An 18,044-nucleotide genomic window follows, 5' to 3' on the forward strand; every position below is an offset into this window, starting at 1 on the left:
TTACGACGGGCTTAATTAATAATTATGCAAATATAGTGGCTAAATATCTGCCAACATTCAAGAAATACAGTATTAAAGTCATATTGTTTTTTTGGATACAAGATCCCGTTATTATACTTCTAGCCCAGCTTTTTGCCTTTGTATCACTGGTGATGAGGTATATTCATAGATAATTATAATGACTTAATGGCAATATGAATAAAGTTCAATATAAATCAATACAGTTCACTTTGCTGATAGCGGGTATTATTGTCGGGCTTGTTTTTTCGGCGTTACTGGCTGTTGGTGCCATTGGTAGCGAGATGCTTGGGGCCGAGCCTGTTATTAATATCAATGATACTTGGATCGAGCAGGATGTCGCTCCCTATACGGCTGATCGTTTTGAACTTCGCCCGGAAGGTGTCTTTGTTGATGGACGTCTGGTTAACACTCAATATGAGTGGGACGGTAGCACGCTGACTTATCGCTTTGGCGATGACATGTATATTTATACCTACTTATCCGATCAATTGGTGCGACAACAGCCTGCCCATTATATTTCATCGTTTTCCCGTGAAGGCTCCCGAGAGGCTTTACGCGAAGTCACAGATGAATAAAAGTCGAATAACTGCCGTAAATAGATAATAGTCTCCTTACCTCCTCTTTGTGATAAAAAACAAAGCGCTGACATAGCTTCCTACATATTTTGTAAACTATCGCCTCTTTATTGCATCCGTTGCTTTAGGCATACTTGGCGACTGTGCTCCATATAATTTCATAGGTCTTTACCGTGTATCGTAACGCTACAATTGCAATGATAATTATTGGCTTGGTGGGATGTGCCAAGCCGACAGACCGAGGTCAGCAGTATCTGGATGGCAGCTTTGATCTGGTGCTTAATCAGGTACCGACGGTAGAGTCCGATAAGGCGAGGGATTACAGTCAGTTCAATCAGCAGATGACGTTGGTGACCGAGCGTTCGCCAGCAATGACCGGTCAGTATCAGTCCCTGTATCGCCAGATTGAGAGTTGGGTTGAGCAAAGTGGTGATCCGGCTCAGTTGGGTAACTACGGTATTCAGACTGCCCAGATGGGTGGGGGGGATAGCTACGGTAACGTGATGTTTACCGGTTATTTTTCTCCGGTGATTGAGCTGCGCCATGAGCAGAACGAGGTCTTCCGCTATCCGGTTTATGCGATGCCGACATGTGAGGATGAGTGTCCGACTCGGGCTGAAATTTATGCCGGAGCCCTGCAAGGACAGGGACTCGAACTGGGGTATAGTGCATCAATGCTGGATATCTTTATGATGGAGGTCCAGGGTAGCGGCTTTGTCCATTATGAGGATAATGATCAGTTGCAGTATTTTGCCTACAACGGCAAGAATGGCCATTGCTATGTCAGCATAGGGAAGGTTCTGATTGAGCAGGGCGAAGTAGCGCGGGAAAAAATGTCGCTGAAAGCCATCGAGGACTGGGCGAAGCTGCAGGACGAGGCCACGGTGCAGGAGCTGCTTGAGCAGAACCCGTCATATGTATTTTTCCTGCCTCAAGATAGCCTTGATGTGATGGGAACGGCCGGGATCCCGCTACAGGCACATGCCTCGGTGGCCGCAGATCGCGAATATCTTCCTATGGGGAGTGTGCTGCTGGCGGAAGTACCGCAGCTAGACAGTGAAGGCAACTGGAACGGGCAGCATGTGCTTAAATTATTACTGGCGCTTGATACCGGCGGTGCGGTGAAGAAAAATCACCTCGACTTGTACCATGGCATGGGGACTAAAGCTGGCATAGATGCCGGCCACTACAAGCACTTTGGTCGAGTCTGGAAGCTTGACTTACAGGGTCGTATGCCTGTACAAGCGAGCCTGACGGCTGAGCAGTAGCCCTGCCGTTCGGCTGGACAATTACAACCAGAGCGCGTATAAAACGCGCTCATCCTTTATCTGAACGACCCACAACTTATGCGTGAATTAGATACCCCGGCTTCTGACAATTACAACCAGCGTTTTGGCGGCACCCGTCGTTTATATGGCAATAGCGAAGTGGACATACTGCGTGCTGCCCATGTGTGTGTCATTGGTATTGGTGGTGTTGGTTCATGGGCTGCCGAAGCGCTAGCACGTTCAGGTGTTGGCGAGCTGACACTGATTGATATGGATGATGTCTGTGTTACCAATATCAACCGCCAGATCCATGCGATGACAGGCACAGTCGGTCAGAGCAAAATTGAAGTGATGGCTGAGCGGATTAAGCTGATTAACCCGGAGTGCAAGATCAATCTGATCGATGATTTTATTACTCCGGACAATATCCCTGAGTATATTGATAGCCGCTTTGATTACATCCTTGATGCGATTGATAGCATGAAACCCAAGGCGGCATTGCTGGCGTATTGTAAGAGCAATAAATTCAAAGTTATTACCACCGGTGGGGCGGGGGGCCAGATCGATCCGACTCAGATTCAAATCACGGATCTGACCAAAACTATTCAAGATCCATTGGCGAAGAAATTGCGTGATACTCTGCGCCGTCACCATAACTTCCCGAAGAATCCAAAGCGCAAATTTGGTATCGACTGTGTGTTCTCGACCGAACAACTGAAGTACCCGCAGGCTGACGGCTCGGTGTGTAATGTCAAAGCAACGGCAGAAGGCCCGAAACGTATGGACTGCGCCAGTGGTTTTGGTGCTGCAACAATGGTGACAGCTACCTTTGGTTTTGTTGCGGTGTCGCGTATTCTACAAAAGCTGATAGAAAAACATTCGAAATAGCGTAAAGGGAAGAGTATCGAGTTTCTAGACGCTCGATACTCGATACTTGTTTAACTCGCTAACTCTTTTATCTGCTCAACAATTGCCTTCAGGCCATTGCCGCGTGACGGGCTGAGGTGGGCAATGAGTCCCAGACTGTCAAAATAGCTATCGACATCAAACTCCCGAATTTCTGCGGCCGTTTTTCCCTCATAAGCCGCTAGCACCAATGTGATCAGGCCGCGCACGATTCGCGCATCGGAATCGGCGGCGAAATGGAAGATCTCGCCTTCAACCTGATGAGCCAACCAGACTTGGCTTTCACATCCACTGACTTTTAGTTGGTCTTGCTTGAGCGCTTCCGGTAGTGCGGGAAGTTTCTTGCCGAGTTGGATGACATTGCGGTATCTGTCTTCCCAGCCGTTTGCTGCCTGCATTTGGGCAACGATGGCTTCTGGCGTGATATCAGTGCCGAAAGGGTGGGCGGGTAGTGTCATTTGTCTCTCCAAGGGCCTGTTGATCTTTCAGCGCCACACCTGTAGAGACTAAAATGTCTTCAGGCAAGGCACGAAGAATGCGGTTTAGTTCGCTAAATAAGTTCTGAGTAACGCAGAATGAAGCCATTTTAGCCTCTACCCAAGGGCTGGGGCTATTTTTCCCGCTAGCTGCGTTGTCGGAATATCAATATAGATGGCTATGATTGAATACCTCCGCCTTGTTATCGTAAAAAATCGCCTTCAGCAGGAAAGGCGATGAAAGGTCAACAGACCCTAGAGCATGCTGCAGGCTTTGTGCAGCGCAGCAATAAAGCGTTCAACGTCTTGTTCGGTATTGTACAGAGCCAACGATACCCGCAGGGTACCCGTTAATCCCAGGGCATCCAGCATTGGATGGGCACAGTGATGGCCGGCCCGCAACGCGATACCTTGTTGGTCTAGCAGGGTGGCAATGTCTTGATGGTGAACCCCATCGACGACAAAGGAAAATAGGCTGGCATTGGGCTGAAGCCCGATTATTCTCAGATCTTCGATATCTTTAATCCCATCCAAAGCCTGCTGGCGGAGCTGATGGATATGGTGTTCAGCAGCCTTGCGATCCAGCTCGTCCAGCCAGTTTATCGCAGCCGCCAGAGCTAGGCTTCCAGCGACATTGGGAGTCCCGGCTTCAAACTTGCCAGGAAGGGCCGAGAAAGTCGTTCCCTCGAATGATACCTTTTCCACCATTTTGCCACCGCCGTGCCAGGGAGGCATAGCCTCGAGCAGTTCTTTTTTCCCGTACAGTACGCCAATGCCTGCCGGGGCAAAAATCTTATGACCAGAAAAAACATAAAAGTCAGCATTGAGGGCCTGAACATCGACTGTCTCATGAGCAACTGCCTGTGCACCATCGACCACGGTAACCGTTCCCTGCTGGTGGGCGGCAGCAATGATCTCCTCTACTGGGTTACGGGTACCGGTGACATTGGTGATATGGGCCACGGCAACGATTTTGGTTCGGCTGCCGAGGCGCTGGTGGAAAGCTGTCATATCAAGGGTACAGTCAGTGGTCATCGGGATCTTGACGATCTTGGCCCCGGTTTGCTCGGCGACTATTTGCCAGGGCACGATGTTGGCATGATGTTCCAGCTCGCTGACCAGGATTTCATCGCCCGGTTTCAGGTTCTGGCGGGCATAGGTCTGGGCTATCAGGTTCAGGGCCTCGGTGGCACCACGGGTCCAGATAATTTCTTTATTGTGTTTGGCGTTGATGAACTGTTGTACGGTCGCTCGGGCCTGCTCGAACTGGGCGGTCGCGGTTGCTGTGAGGGTATGGCTGCCTCGATGGACATTGGCGTTGTGACCGCTGTAATACTGCTGAATCGCCTCGATAACAATTTTGGGTTTCTGTGTAGTTGCCGCGCTGTCTAGGTAGACAAGAGGCTGACCATTACAGTCTTGGGCCAGTGCCGGGAACTGTTGGCGAATTTGGTTGATATCAAATTGGGCAGTCATGGTGAGTCACATTGCAATATAGAAGGAGGCGATCATGCCATTATTTGCCACAAGAGCAAGGATTAAGCTTAATTATAATGGTGCAGCGAAGGTGAGGGGTATATCGTCAGAAAGACAGGAAAAAAAAGCACTGCGTTGGGGCGCAGTGCTAACAATAAACTTTGACAGACAGGTCAAAAATACAGGAAGTAAAATTGGTAGATTGACTACCTGTCCGGCACAACCCGGACAATATGCAAACACAACATCGCAACAATGAATGAGAGTTCATTGCCTGAGAGCTAAAAACTGAACCTCCCTCACCGTTGCGTAGCAAATCATATGGTTTATGTAGCACTTGAACAATGGACAATTTATAATGTTTAGCATAAAAAAAACTAATGCAGGAAGAGTATGTCGAGACGTTTACCGCCACTAAACTCACTGAAAGTGTTCGAAGCTGCGGCAAGACACCTGAGTTTTACCCGCGCAGCAGAAGAATTATTTGTCACACAAGCTGCTGTAAGCCACCAAATTAAAGCTCTTGAAGAATTTTTAGGGCTCAAATTATTTCGCCGGAGAAATCGGTCATTACTACTGACAGAAGAAGGGCAAAGTTACTTTCTCGACATAAAAGACATCTTTTCTGCAATCTCAGATGCCACTGATAAGGTTTTGGAACGCGGCGCTAAAGGGGCCTTAACCATTAGTTTACCTCCTAGTTTCGCTATTCAATGGCTGGTGCCGAGACTGGCCGATTTTAATGGGCAGCATCCGGATATAGATGTTCGGATCAAGGCTGTTGATCTGGATGAAGGATCCCTGACCGATGATGTCGATGTCGCAATATATTATGGTCGCGGCAACTGGCAGGGGCTCCGTGCCGACAAGCTTTATCAGGAATTCTTACTGCCGGTGTGTTCGCCGATGTTGCTCGCGGGATCCAAGCCGCTGCGCACGTTGAGTGATCTTCAGTATCATACTCTGCTGCATGACACTTCGCGCAAAGAGTGGAAAAACTTTGTCCGCCACCATGAAATAGTAGGGACCAATGTGAATCAGGGGCCTATTTTCAGTCATTCGACCATGGTATTGCAGGCCGCTGTGCACGGTCAGGGGATTGCGCTTGGCAATAACGTACTGGCACAGCCCGAGCTGGAAGCCGGACGTCTGGTGTGCCCGTTTGACGAAGTATTGATGAGCAAGAATGCGTTTTATCTGGTGTGTCAGGAGAAGCAGGCCGAAACTGGCCGTATCCAGATCTTCCGAGACTGGGTACTAGCTAAAGCTGCCCGTGAACAGGAGGATATGCCGGATGTCTGATCGAAAGGCCGTATCTGAATACTTAGTTGACGGGCCAGAAGCCGGGGATGCTATTGCCACGTTTTTGTTTGCTCATGGTGCCGGGGCGGGAATGGATCATGAGTTTATGACGGCGATTGCCCAAGGTCTGGGCAGGCGTGGGATCCGGGTGGTGCGGTTTGATTTCCCGTATATGGTCAAACGTCGGGAAGATGGTAAGAAACGGCCACCGGACCGTCAGCCCAAGTTGCTGCTCGACTTTCAGCGTCATATCGATGCCTTTGCCGATGGCAAGCTGGTAATTGGCGGCAAGTCCATGGGCGGGCGGATGGCCAGTATCATGGTGAGTGATACTGCCGCTCAGTTGCAGGATGTCGAAAATTGTACGGCGAAAGTACAGGGCGTGGCATGTTTGGGCTTCCCTTTTCATCCGCCGGGCAAGCCCGAAAACTTCCGTGGCGAACACCTGAAAGTAGCAGCCTTGCCGACACTTATTTTGCAGGGAGAGCGCGACACGTTTGGCACTCGCTCTGAAGTGGAAGGCTGGGAATATGCGGACTCGGTGTCGGTTAAATTTTTACCCGACGGCGACCATAGCCTTAAACCAAGGAAAGCCTCGGGCTATACCGAACAGCAGAACCGAGATCAAACCGTTGCGTTGCTGGCAGCCTTTATCAAGGAGTGTGTAGGTGCAATCTGATCACCAGTGGCCAAGGATTATCTTACTTTTTGCGACGTTAAGTGGTGCTATTGCCGTTGCGCTGGGGGCATTTGCCGCTCATGGTTTAAAAGCGCAGCTGGCCCCGTACTTGCTGGATGTGTTCAAAACCGGTGTCCAGTATCAGGCCTGGCACAGCCTGGCTTTGCTTGGTTGTGGAATCTGGGCACGCATTATGCCGACAAAAGCGGTATTATACGCAGCCCTGTTTTTTGCAGTGGGTATTTTGCTCTTCAGCGGTAGCCTGTATGCGCTGGCGTTGACGGGAATAAAATGGTTCGGCCCCGTCACGCCAATGGGGGGCATATGTTTTATTATTGGCTGGGTAGCGCTTGCAGTGTCTGCCTGGCGCTCAGCTTGAGGGTTCAAAGTGAATCACGTTATATTGTACTGTCGTCCAGGCTTTGAAAAAGAATGTGCCGGTGAAGTTCAGGACAAAGCAAACAAACTGGAGTTGTATGGTTTTCCTCGGGCGAAAAGCAATACCGGTTATGTTGTATTTGAATTTTATCAGCAGGGTGATGCCGAGAAATTCACTAAGCTACAACCATTCTCTTCGTTGATTTTTGCCCGCCAGATGTTTGCAGCGGTATCACTCTTGACGGATTTACCGCAGGACGATCGTATCTCACCGATCCTCGAGGCGGTTGAAGGCTTCCCCCGTTGCGGTGAGCTTCGAGTTGAAACGCCGGATACCAATGAGGCAAAAGAGCTGTTGAAGTTCTGCCGTAAGTTTACGGTGCCCTTGCGTCAGGTAATGCGTAAAAAGGACATCCTGTATGCAAAAGACAATGCATGGAAACCGGTGCTTCATATTTGCTTTATTGCACCGGGCTGTTGTTATGTCGGCTATTCGCTATCGAACAATAATTCACAGTTTTTCATGGGGATCCCGCGCCTGAAGTTCCCGTCCGATGCGCCAAGCCGTTCAACACTGAAGCTGGAAGAAGCGTTCCATGTCTTTATCCCCCGCGATGAGTGGGATGAACGTCTGGCTTCTGGTATGTGGGGTGTTGACCTAGGAGCTTGTCCTGGTGGCTGGACCTATCAACTGGTTAAGCGGTCGATGTTTGTTCATTCGATTGATAACGGCCAGATGGCGCAGAGCCTGATGGATACCGGTCAGGTGAAACATCATGAAGTCGATGGTTTCAAGTTCGAACCGGCACGTAAGAACGTTACCTGGATCGTGTGTGACATGATTGAGAAGCCGGCTCGAGTTGCGCATTTGATGGGTGACTGGATGATCAAGGCGTGGGCAAAAGAGGCGATTTTTAACCTCAAGCTGCCAATGAAAGGTCGTTACGACGAAGTACTGCAGGATATCGAAAACCTGAAAGAGTACATGATACAGAATGGTGTGAAATTCAAGCTACAGGCTAAGCACTTGTATCATGACCGTGAAGAGATCACTGTCCACATTCAGCGTTTGGATAACCGCTCGCCGCATTAATCGTGGCAGTATTGGTTAGTGCTGAGTAAAAAACGCCATCATAGCTGATGGCGTTTTTTGTGTTTTCAGAAGGGGCTACGGGTGCTTAGCTTGGTGTCTGATAGCGAATATCTTGCAGATTAAACCCCAGCTGGAGATCGGTTTTCAGCGAAGCGACCTGTTTGCTGGCAATGGCCGTTTCTTGCTGCCCATCCACTTTTTTCTGCCATTTGGCTGGTAAATCCTCGGCGGCGAGAATTGTTTCAAGATTGGGGTATAAAGATAGTAATTCAACGGCAGCTTTTGGCCCGACGCCCGGGATCCCGGGTATTTTACTGGAGCTGATCCCGGCGAGTCCCCAATAGTCTGGTAACTGCTCGGGTTTTACGCCGTATTCTTTTTCGATAAACGGGCTGTCTAGCCAGCGTTGTTGAAAATAATCCCGGATCCGCAGCGTTGGCTGTAACAGCTGGCAATAGCCTTTGTCGGTTGACACGATTGTGACCTGCTGGCCGCGATCCGCGACTTTCAGTGCCAGTGTTGCCACTAAATCATCGGCCTCGTCGCCATCAGAAAGCAGTGAGTCTATTCCGATAGCCATAAAGGCATCCTGAATCACATCCATGCCTGCCAGCAGCTCAGAAGGCATAGGTTTGCGCCCTTCTTTGTAGTGCGGCAGAAGCTCGGCCCGCCAGCCGCGGTCTTCACCGTGATGATCGAATACCGCGACAATATGGGTCGGCTTGCTACTGTCGATGATCTTGCCCAGCGCCTGGCAGCATACACGTGCCGTATTTTGAACATCTGGCTCGCCGGGTTGGGCTGCATGGACGCGCCGAATAAGGTTTAGGGCATCAATAATAACAAGATGGATAGTCATAATGGTGATTAACGTCGATCAAAAAAGGGCCAGTACAGGCCCTTTATTGTACGCATTGCGTTGTTAGAGTGTAACCGCTGATAGCAGAATAACGGATAATTTCATGGTGTTATTTACCGTTGCCAGAGTTTGTGATGATTTCGTAGCATGGCACATAACTCGTGCCTGGTAGTTTCATTCTCTGTTGTTCAACAAAGCTTCTCAATAGCTTATCCATTCTCTTCATCAGGGCGATGTCGCCATTAATTTGGAATGGCCCCTTGCGTTCAATTTCCCTAATGCCTTCTTCTTTGACATTGCCGGCAACGATCCCCGAAAACGCCCTGCGTAAATGAGCGGCCAGATGTTCCGGACGCTGATTCATATGCAGGTCGAGGCTCGCCATTGATTCGTGGGTAGGCTCGAACGGCAGTTGGAACTCCGGCGGAATTTTCAGCGCCCAGTTGTAGCTATAGGCATCGCCGGTTGCAAGCCGCTGCTCTTTGATGAGCGGCATCGCTGCTTTCATGACCCGTGCTACTTTTGCCGGATCATCGATGATGATTTCATAGTGTTTGGTTGCTGCCTCACCCAGGGTATCTTGGATAAAACTATCAAGAGTTCGGAAATACGGTTCGCTCTCTTTGGGACCGGTCAGCACCAGAGGCATCGGCTGGCTGGCATTTTCCGGGTGCATCAGAATTCCCAGAATATAGAGCAGCTCCTCGGCCGTACCTGCACCACCCGGGAAAATCACAATACCATGACCGGCACGGACAAAGGCCTCTAGTCGTTTTTCGATATCCGGCAGGATCACCAGCTCATTCACAATCGGATTCGGTGGCTCGGCAGCAATGATTGATGGTTCTGTCAGGCCGATAAAGCGGCTTTGTGGATAGCGTTGTTTGGCATGGCCGATGGCCGCACCTTTCATCGGCCCTTCCATGGCTCCCGGCCCACAGCCGGTACAGATGTTTAGCTCGCGAAGTCCTAGTTCATGGCCGACTTCGCGGGTGTACTGGTATTCAACCGGGTTGATGGAGTGGCCACCCCAGCAGACGACAATATTGGGATCCTCGCCAGAACGTACTGTCTTGGCGTTGCGCAATACGCTGAATACAAAGTTGGTAATATGCGGTGCGCTGGTCAGGTTGATATCGTTGCGCTGCTTTACGTGCATATTGACATAGACGATATCCCGCAGCACTGCGAACATATGCTCCTGAATGCCACGGATGATCCTACCATCGACGAAAGCATGCTCAGGGGGATTCATTAGCTCGAGCTTGATCCCTCGCTCTCTGCGCATCACGTTGACATCAAAGCTTTTGTTCTTTTCCAGTAGCTCTTTGGAGTTGTCGGTATGGCTGCCTGAATTAAGCACAGCCAGTGAACAGTTGCGATATAAGCGGTACAAATCACTGGATGCTGTTGCCTTCAGGCGGTCCACTTCTAATTGCGACAGTAGATCCATTGCCCCTACAGGACTGATATGAGTAATCATGGTTACCTCCCTGGTCACGATGAAACGGCTTTACTCACGCTGTTCTGATTTTTTTGAAGAGTAAGTAAGCAGAGCCGGAGAGAGAAAATCTCAGAGGTGTTTTTAAGGTACTCACATTATTGCGTATGTTCCTTAAAAATCAGTCTGTTATTTCACCATACACACGGATGTGTAATTTGACCAGAAATTGATGTGCCAGATGATGACTCGAATAGAATTATGAGAGGGCGGAGCTAGGAGATCCATAATATACGGTTACGGCCGGTGCTCTTGGCACTGAACAGAGCTTTATCGGTACGCTCGATAATATCACCAGGGGTGTCGTTACCGTCAAACAGGGTCGCGCCAATCGAGACGCTGATAGAAACGTTTTGCTCTCGGAAACGGAAGGGGAGCTGAGTGACTGTTTCACGGATTTTTCCAAGGCACTTGTTGCGCTCTTCCTCGTTGGTATCAGGGAGAATGATCATAAACTCATCGTCACCGAAACGGGCGATAAAGTCGGTATCACTTAGGGTTTGGCGGATAGTCCGAGCAATAATTTTCAATACCTTATCACCGGCAAGATGGCCATAGCTGTCGTTGATCTCTTTGAAACTGTCGATATCGATCATCGCTACGCAGACTGGGTGCTGGTAGCGTAGCCAACGGCGGTATTCATGTTCGAGGCGATCAGTTAAGGCCGCGCGATTGTATACCCGGGTCAGATTATCGAGGAACATTTTTCGTTCTTGGTCATTAAGCCGGCGGCGGAAGTCCTGGGTTTGTTCAAATAGGCTATGGATCTTATTTTCGTTATAGCCCAGCTGTTCAACCAAGGCTCTTTCGCGTTTCTCGAGGGCTTTATTACGCTCGGCAAGTACCAGCAACTCCTTGGTGAGCTCGGTAAGCGTCGGTCGCCAGTGCTCGAGGTTCTTCTGATCGTTGAGGCCTTGTCGAATTGAAGTGGCCAAATCGGCAAGTTCAGAGGTCATCTCGCTGCGGTGTTCATACAGTGCAGAGCTTTGGCCGACACTTTGATTGGTCGTTTTCTGCAGGGTCGCCAAATCACTGTTTACACTGTCGAGAAACTGTTGAGATGAACGGCGTTCCTGACGTGTACCATCAAGGACCAGACGCAGTATTTCCAGTGACAGCTCAATCAGGGTTTGTGGTGTTACACCGATAAGGAGCTGGCTACGGATGCTCAGTAATTTGTCACCAGACTCTCCATCAAAGTCGAGCTCGGTGATCAATCGCTGTAATTCACTGGTCAGCTGAAGCAGTAGATCGTGATCCAGGCTATCTTTCATCGCCATGGCGTCACTGGAGACGGCCATTAATTTTAGGGCGCGCTCGTATAATTCCAGAATTCGGATGATTTGCTTGTGGGTCTGAGCCAGGGTATCTGAGGGCTGGCCAAGCAAGTTGCGCAGTTCCCGCTTTAACTGTGCCGGTAAGCCGTGAACCCGTTTCAGGGTTTCACTACTTTGAGCAACCTGCTGTTCTAGTCGGTGGTTTTCTTTTTCGGTAAAGTTGGCTTGCCGAGTGACCAGGCGTTCAATGATAGCCAGGCGCGGAATAAGTTTACTGACATCCTTATGCCGTTCCAGCTCGGTACGTAGCTCGTCAAGTTTTTGATCCAGCTCTCCATCTAGCCCACGACAGGCAACAGATAAACGGCTGATCAAACGCTTAAGTATCACAATTTCCCGACGAGACTTCAAAGAAGCATCGCGATACGATAATTGAGCTTGGTCTAAACGTAGCCTCAACTTACTCACTTCAGAAGCTACGGCGTTAATATCAGTCACGTTGTCGAAAAATTACCTTACAGAAGTGGACCCTTTCTTATCAGCACGTTAGTCTGCGGGCGACTAGACATGCTAGCAAAATTGGTCGAACAATTCATTGTTATCGGCGATTTGGCTGATAACTGCAGCAGTCTAAATGACATTTGTGTCAGAATCGTGATCATTATTCCAGATGATGTCGTCGGTCGACGAACTCTGTACTTTGACTAACCCATTGTCAATACCCTGGGTACAGGCCTTGCGGATATTATCGCTGGCAAAACTGGCCGCAGGCGCTGCGTCAATCGCACTGAGGTGTACCCATTGACTTCCGGGTTCTTTTTTACTGATGAGGCGGGCGGCATTGGCTGCCATGAGCAAGATATCCAGCAGCTCGTGATCATTAATTGCGGTATAAGCCCGAGGCAAGAAAGGATACTCAGCCATACCGATGCGTACTCGGTTATCAATTTGGCGCTTCTCCAGGAAGCTATCAACTAATTGCTGGATTGAACCGGCGAGCTGCTCCGGATCGGTATCCAGACGCGAGTTTGGTTCGATATAGAGAAACATTGCATCCGAGAAGTGATACAGGCGAGCCGGATCACAAACCTGCTGCTTGAGGTACTCACCGAACTGACGTTCTATTTCCAGGCCTCTTTGATAGCCATGCTCAAGATAAATCTGCTTGAGGAAAGGGATTTCAAACAAGGCAAAACGCAATCTATCGCTGAGCGGTTCATTGATGATTTCGCCCAAGTGCCATTGCTCGAAGTTGGCACTGCTTTGCTGCAGGGAGTTTGGCAGGCGGGCTGTAAGCATACGCAAATTACGTAACCCACTCCGTGGGTGGGTATAAAATTCAGTCCGTAGGCGCAACAAACGCGTTTGGAGCTGTTTGGCAATGCGGTGGCGGCGCAGCAGGACAATTAGGGTAACCAAAATAACGCTGAGCAGAAAAATGGTGACATTCTTCTGCTTATACAAGGCTTTTTCACTTTCAAACTGCTGCCTTTCCATTTCTTCTAATTGTAGCGATCGCTCCAGCATCCGCTGCTGTTGCTTGAATACTTCCACATTGCTTTTGACCTGATCTTCTTGCTTACTCGAGAATAACTGCTCATAACGGCGTTGGCTGAGTAGGGCGTTGTAGTAGTCATTTTTCTGCTCGAATGCGGCCGAAAGTTCGGTCTCGCCCATTAACTGCAGATCCAAGTCGCCAATCCGGCTGGCAGCAATCAAGCCTGACTGAAGGGTCGAAACTGCTTTTTCTGTCAGTCCTTCCGCCAGTTCCAGCTTACCCTGTAGGAGCAGGGCTTCAGCCTGAATCGCCTCGTTGTTGCTCTGCGTCGCAAGTTGGCGGGTATGTTGCAGGTACTGCTCAGCCTTGGGATAGTTATAGAGCTGTAAATATATTCGGGCGATATTGAGGCGCAGCCGAGCCGATCGAATATCATGTCTGAGTTGATTCTCCTGATCCAAGGCGTTGAAGTAATGGACAAGGGCAAGATTGAAGCGTCCTTGCTGCTCGTAAATCGAAGCGATTAATGCCAGCGTTTTGGCTAACGGAAGTGTTTGGTTAAAGTGCTCGAAGAACTCACCGGCCTGGGTTGCATGCTCTAGCGCTTTGTCAAAGACTTTGCGCTGTTCAAATAGATTGGCAAGCTCGAAATTGGCCAGAGCGACCTTGGCATTGTTTTCTTGTTCGACAGCCAGCCAGTAGCCCCCGAGCAAGCGATCTAGCGCTAGGTCAAAATGGCGGTGCTGCAGGTAATGGTGCCCGATAGTTAGCTGATAGTTAATGACCTCGTTGCCGTCATCGAGGTTCATCAGATAGCGTTTGGCTTTGATAAATAGCTTTTCGGCCTTATTCTCGTTGTCGAGATGCGATTCGATGACTGCTCGTTGCAGCAGAGATTGATACTGCAGCACTTTTATTTGCTTGGTAAGCTGAAGCGCCTTTGATTGCTCAATCTCTTTATCGACTTGATCGAGCATGCTCAGCGCTGTGGCACTGTTTTTCAGGTTATCCCAGTAAATACGGGCATGGATCAGGCGAGTTTCAAGGGTAGTAAAAGACAGATCGTTTTCGGTAGCCAGCTGCTCTGCTGTTTTGACGGTGCTGATCGCTTCTTCAGGCTGGCTGAGAAGAGAGAAAGCTCTGGCTTTGATTTGCAAGGCATTAATAGTATTCAGCGGAGTACGGATGGTGTGATCGGTTTCGTCATTGACATGAACCCGGGACAGCTCTTTGGGATCGCTTAGGCGGCGCTGCTCGAGATAGCGTGTGGTCATCTCAAGTGATTTGTCTGGTCTGGTCTGGAGCAGCTCATTGGCATCAGCCAGAATTGGCGTGGTATAGATTTTTGCATTTGCAGTAAAGGACGTTGCTAGGATCACCAGCATACTTACCAGCCAACGGCTCAGACACATACTTATTCTTAAACCTAAAAAAACAGTAGGTCTTAATATTACTGGCTTAGGGAATCAAGTCCAGCAAAGTACTCGTTTTTGCTGGACTTATTCTACCAAGGTAGGATTATTGGCGAGCTAGGCGGAAGTTATCGCTCGGTGTTTTGCCCTGATTGGTGCGGTATGGGTTGATATCCAGGCCACCCCGACGGGTATAGCGGGCGTAAACAGTGAGCAGTTCTGGTTGGCAGAATTTTTGCAAATCGGTGAAGATACGCTCGACACACTGTTCGTGAAATTCGTTATGGTTACGGAAAGAGATCAGATAACGGAGTAGTTTTTCTCGATTGATCTTTTTGCCTGTATACGAAATTTTAACACTGCCCCAGTCCGGTTGGCTGGTGATCAGGCAGTTGGACTTAAGTAGGTGGCTGTTTAGCTCTTCGGTGATGATGTCGCCCTCAGCCGCACCTTCAAGGTAGGCTGGATTGAACTCATAATCTGAAATCTCGATATCCTGATTATCGATACACTTGCCTGTGAAGTTCACAATCGGCTGATTATCGAAATCTTCCAGTGGCTGAACCGTAACATCAACATCAGCACCGGCGCAGGCGGACAAATCTTTTTGCAGCGTATCGGCGATTTCTTGCCAGCTGGCAAATCGGGTTTGGTTAAAGCTGTTGAGGTAGAGCTTGAATGACTTGGATTCGATTAGGTTAGGGCTGGATGCCGGCAGGCGTACTTCGCCGATGGCCACTTGCGGCAAGCCTTTGCTATTGAGCCAAGACAACTCATACAGTGTCCAGATGTCGTAACCGGTAAATGGCAGGCTGTCTCCCAATGCTAAATCGTCGCGGTTGAGGCTACGAGGTACCGGCTGAAGTAGTGATGGGTCATACTGATCTTTATATTCGGTGCTCTGCCCGAGAGTTAACCCTGCTAATTCTTTAGCGTCTTTATATTTGCTCATACTGTCCTGGACACACTTGGATTAGAATATGCGAAGTGTACTTAATCTTTAATGAGGTTGCGAATGAATCATCCTGTTGCGGTTGCTTTATCTGACTTTTCGTCCCGTTTCTTGCAGGCTTGGTGTGATGCCGGTCAAGGTTTTCCCAGGAGCGAAGACTTGGTTGGGCTAGAGTCACCATGTGTTGAAACAGATTCTGGTTATGAAGTGACTTGGAAACCGGTTGCGCGTGAACCGATGGGCGATCTGTCAGGGGTGGAAAAAGGAATAGAATTACGGCTGCATGAAGATATCACCGTTTTTTATGGTGCGCAGTTCAGTGGTGATATGGCAGCCAGGTTTCGTGAACTGGAGTTTGACTTGCTCCAGGTGTTTAGCGCAGACGACGGCTTGCGGTTGCAAGAAAACATCTTGGGCCACTTGGTTATGCAGAGACGGTTGAAGCTGAAACCCACTGTTTTTATTGGTGTAATGAAAGCCGAGGAACAGGTGGTTTCCATCTGCAATCTGACGGGACAGGTGATCTTGGAAACCTTGGGTAAGGATAGGCGTGATGTATTGGCGGCAGATGTCGAAACGTTCCTACAGCAGTTGGAACCGGTTGTAAGAGAGTGCTGATTTATGTTTGTTGTTGAGCTGCAATTCGAGTGTTTTGACAATACGACCGTATCAGCTGTTGATATGGCGGTGAACGGCCTGCTGGATGCGTTGCGTTACAATGGTCAGGTGCTTGGACGTGAGTTTCCGATCGTGATGGATGACGGAGTGTTTCGGGTACGGGTCGTGTGTCCGGAGCAAGACAGTTTGCATTCCCAGTTTCATAGTGATCATGTTAAGGCGTGTATTAAGCGCCTGAGCCAGGCAAGCTTGCTCGCGCCGAAAATAAAAGTGTTGGGGCGGGATATTAATTCTGAAGCTGCAGCTGAAAACTTCTCGCCGTCATGGCAGGTTATTTATACTACTTATGTTCATACCTGTTCACCGCTAAGGTGCGGTGAAACGCTGATGCCAATCCCGTTGTACCGGATTGCCCCGACACTCAATGGCGATCACAAAGCTGTGGTGAAGTGGCAGACCGAGTGGCAGGCCTGTGATGAAATTCAGATGGCGGGTGGTTGTCAGGCTGAACATGCTGCGCTGCATGAGATACGCGATGTGGACAGCGACTTATTCCGGCGTGGGTGGGACTTGCGTGGCCGTATTGAATATATCACTAAAATTCCGACCTATTATTATCAGTATCAGGTCGGAGGGCAGAGCTTGGAGGCCGAAAAAGCGCGTCCGTGTCCTCAATGTGGCGGGGAATGGCATGTTGAGGAGCCCCTGCACGGGATCTTTCATTTTAGATGCGATGAATGCCGGATTGTTTCCAATCTTTCCTGGGATTTTCAGTAAGCAGAATGCCATATAAAGCAATTCAGGGCATCGAGATGTCCTGAATTGCCCTAAGACTATCGTTGTTCCAACAGTTCTAATCTTGTTGTCAGTGCCGCCACTTGAGCTTCGAGTTGTTTGATACGTTCTTCCTGATTTAACGGGGGAGCACTTTTTTCAATTTGCGGAACTTTTGCATTTTTCTTCCAGGCTTGCAGCGCCTTGATAATGAGCGGCATGGGTAACGGCTCAGCTAGACGAGATTTGATAAGGGCCACCGACGGCTCTTTTCCTTCTGCGATCAGCGACGCAATAGCTTGTTCCAGGGCCCGGGTGATTTCTGACGACATAACGCTTCCTGACGTTGGTAGAGAGACATGTGCTTATTTTCGTAGCAAAGCATCGAGTTGATCAATCACTTCACACCAATCGGCATCCTGATCTTGTGATTCTTTGATAAAACGTTTTTGAGATGGCTGCCAAAAGTTGGCTTCTGATAGCTGTTCGTGTTGTTCGAGATGATGATCGTTCAAAAAAGATTCAATAAACTCGTTAGAACTATTCAAGCCTAGCTGGCTAAAGAGGCTAGACAGGTTGTGATTAAAGGTTTCCATCGCTCACTCCATCGAAAAATAGTGTTATTACTCGTTTACTTCCACTTGCCTGAGATAAGTATAGAGAATAATTTCCTCCACATATCTGCTGCTCTTGTGCGAGATCTCTTACAAAGGCGTAGGAGATACCTGAGATTATGTTGCGGGAATACTGATGTAAATCCTTTTAAATTGTTGTTTTTTAGGTGTTTAATGTTGTTTTTGTCGATTGGGGAGAGAGTGGAAGGCTGATAATTTCTGTTTGACTGCGTTGTTCTGCTGCAAGGAAAGCGTAATATTAACCCTGTCGGAAGGAACTGACGGAACGGAACAGGAAAAAGCCACGGAGTTTGGCTGTCTCAGGAAGAGACCGGTGTATCAGGATGATATATCGAACATGGACA

The 18,044-nt window shown here is 49.1% G+C and carries 19 protein-coding genes; 10 read left to right on the forward strand and 9 right to left on the reverse strand.

What is annotated here, in order from left to right; genetic code table 11:
- Positions 1 to 194 precede the first annotated feature (194 nt).
- The 3 genes from EDI28_RS22045 (at position 195) to tcdA (ending at position 2,752) form a co-directional block, all read left to right on the forward strand.
- On the forward strand, positions 195 to 596 hold the full coding sequence (locus EDI28_RS22045) for a DUF2850 domain-containing protein (protein WP_128786039.1): 402 nt from the start codon (positions 195 to 197) through the stop codon (positions 594 to 596).
- Between the two features lie 173 nt (positions 597 to 769).
- Complete coding sequence (gene mltA / locus EDI28_RS22050) at positions 770 to 1,864, forward strand: murein transglycosylase A (RefSeq protein WP_128786040.1); 1,095 nt, start codon at positions 770 to 772, stop codon at positions 1,862 to 1,864.
- Between the two features lie 78 nt (positions 1,865 to 1,942).
- Positions 1,943 to 2,752 carry a tRNA cyclic N6-threonylcarbamoyladenosine(37) synthase TcdA gene (tcdA, locus tag EDI28_RS22055; RefSeq protein ID WP_128786041.1) on the forward strand — a complete coding sequence of 270 codons (810 nt, stop codon included), beginning with the start codon at positions 1,943 to 1,945 and terminating at the stop codon, positions 2,750 to 2,752.
- A 50-nt stretch (positions 2,753 to 2,802) separates the two neighbouring features.
- On the opposite strand, the gene csdE is transcribed toward tcdA, so the two are convergent.
- Together csdE and csdA are read right to left on the reverse strand one after the other, a co-directional pair.
- Positions 2,803 to 3,228, reverse strand: coding sequence for a cysteine desulfurase sulfur acceptor subunit CsdE (csdE, locus tag EDI28_RS22060; RefSeq protein WP_128786042.1), 426 nt, complete (start codon positions 3,226 to 3,228; stop codon positions 2,803 to 2,805).
- 273 nt (positions 3,229 to 3,501) lie between these two features.
- On the reverse strand, positions 3,502 to 4,722 hold the full coding sequence (gene csdA / locus EDI28_RS22065) for a cysteine desulfurase CsdA (RefSeq protein ID WP_128786043.1): 1,221 nt from the start codon (positions 4,720 to 4,722) through the stop codon (positions 3,502 to 3,504).
- 34 nt (positions 4,723 to 4,756) lie between these two features.
- On the opposite strand from csdA, the gene EDI28_RS22070 reads away from it, so the two are divergent.
- The 5 genes from EDI28_RS22070 to rlmM all read left to right on the forward strand — a co-directional run bounded on the left by EDI28_RS22070 (position 4,757) and on the right by rlmM (position 8,174).
- Entirely contained in the window at positions 4,757 to 4,981 is a 225-nt protein-coding gene (locus tag EDI28_RS22070) for a hypothetical protein (protein WP_128786044.1), read from the forward strand.
- Between the two features lie 134 nt (positions 4,982 to 5,115).
- Complete coding sequence (locus EDI28_RS22075) at positions 5,116 to 6,024, forward strand: transcriptional regulator GcvA (protein WP_128786045.1); 909 nt, start codon at positions 5,116 to 5,118, stop codon at positions 6,022 to 6,024.
- The gene (locus EDI28_RS22080) at positions 6,017 to 6,703 is read left to right on the forward strand and encodes an alpha/beta fold hydrolase (RefSeq protein WP_128786046.1); all 687 of its coding nucleotides are present in this window, start codon (positions 6,017 to 6,019) and stop codon (positions 6,701 to 6,703) included. The genes EDI28_RS22075 and EDI28_RS22080 overlap by 8 nt, the downstream gene beginning before the upstream one ends.
- Positions 6,693 to 7,082 (forward strand): DUF423 domain-containing protein, encoded by a 390-nt coding sequence (locus EDI28_RS22085; protein ID WP_128786047.1) that lies wholly within the window; start codon positions 6,693 to 6,695, stop codon positions 7,080 to 7,082. The genes EDI28_RS22080 and EDI28_RS22085 overlap by 11 nt, the downstream gene beginning before the upstream one ends.
- Before the next feature lie 9 nt (positions 7,083 to 7,091).
- Positions 7,092 to 8,174, forward strand: a complete 1,083-nt coding sequence (gene rlmM / locus EDI28_RS22090; RefSeq protein ID WP_128786048.1) for a 23S rRNA (cytidine(2498)-2'-O)-methyltransferase RlmM — start codon at positions 7,092 to 7,094, stop codon at positions 8,172 to 8,174.
- Positions 8,175 to 8,259: 85 nt separating this feature from the next.
- On the opposite strand, the gene xni is transcribed toward rlmM, so the two are convergent.
- From xni to queF, 5 genes are all read right to left on the reverse strand, one after another.
- Positions 8,260 to 9,033 carry a flap endonuclease Xni gene (gene xni / locus EDI28_RS22095; protein ID WP_128786049.1) on the reverse strand — a complete coding sequence of 258 codons (774 nt, stop codon included), beginning with the start codon at positions 9,031 to 9,033 and terminating at the stop codon, positions 8,260 to 8,262.
- A gap of 109 nt (positions 9,034 to 9,142) precedes the next feature.
- Positions 9,143 to 10,516, reverse strand: coding sequence for a nucleotide 5'-monophosphate nucleosidase PpnN (gene ppnN / locus EDI28_RS22100; protein ID WP_128786050.1), 1,374 nt, complete (start codon positions 10,514 to 10,516; stop codon positions 9,143 to 9,145).
- Between the two features lie 233 nt (positions 10,517 to 10,749).
- A complete protein-coding gene (locus EDI28_RS22105) occupies positions 10,750 to 12,309 on the reverse strand; it encodes a GGDEF domain-containing protein (RefSeq protein WP_128786051.1) in 1,560 nt (519 codons plus the stop codon).
- 132 nt (positions 12,310 to 12,441) lie between these two features.
- On the reverse strand, positions 12,442 to 14,721 hold the full coding sequence (locus tag EDI28_RS22110) for a tetratricopeptide repeat-containing diguanylate cyclase (protein ID WP_128786052.1): 2,280 nt from the start codon (positions 14,719 to 14,721) through the stop codon (positions 12,442 to 12,444).
- 106 nt (positions 14,722 to 14,827) lie between these two features.
- Entirely contained in the window at positions 14,828 to 15,673 is an 846-nt protein-coding gene (queF, locus tag EDI28_RS22115) for an NADPH-dependent 7-cyano-7-deazaguanine reductase QueF (protein WP_128786053.1), read from the reverse strand.
- Positions 15,674 to 15,736: 63 nt separating this feature from the next.
- Here queF and syd point away from each other — a divergent pair, with 63 nt between their 5' ends.
- Together syd and EDI28_RS22125 are read left to right on the forward strand one after the other, a co-directional pair.
- Positions 15,737 to 16,291 carry a SecY-interacting protein gene (syd, locus tag EDI28_RS22120; RefSeq protein ID WP_128786054.1) on the forward strand — a complete coding sequence of 185 codons (555 nt, stop codon included), beginning with the start codon at positions 15,737 to 15,739 and terminating at the stop codon, positions 16,289 to 16,291.
- A gap of 3 nt (positions 16,292 to 16,294) precedes the next feature.
- Positions 16,295 to 17,068, forward strand: coding sequence for a Zn-ribbon-containing protein (locus EDI28_RS22125; protein WP_128786055.1), 774 nt, complete (start codon positions 16,295 to 16,297; stop codon positions 17,066 to 17,068).
- Positions 17,069 to 17,124: 56 nt separating this feature from the next.
- Here the strand turns inward: EDI28_RS22125 and EDI28_RS22130 are convergent, their stop codons facing one another.
- A complete protein-coding gene (locus EDI28_RS22130; RefSeq protein ID WP_128786056.1) occupies positions 17,125 to 17,397 on the reverse strand; it encodes a hypothetical protein in 273 nt (90 codons plus the stop codon).
- Between the two features lie 33 nt (positions 17,398 to 17,430).
- Positions 17,431 to 17,661 carry a DUF2789 domain-containing protein gene (locus tag EDI28_RS22135; protein WP_128786057.1) on the reverse strand — a complete coding sequence of 77 codons (231 nt, stop codon included), beginning with the start codon at positions 17,659 to 17,661 and terminating at the stop codon, positions 17,431 to 17,433.
- Positions 17,662 to 18,044 lie beyond the last annotated feature (383 nt).

This window comes from Photobacterium chitinilyticum, assembly GCF_004104355.1.
Classification (GTDB): domain Bacteria; phylum Pseudomonadota; class Gammaproteobacteria; order Enterobacterales; family Vibrionaceae; genus Photobacterium; species Photobacterium chitinilyticum.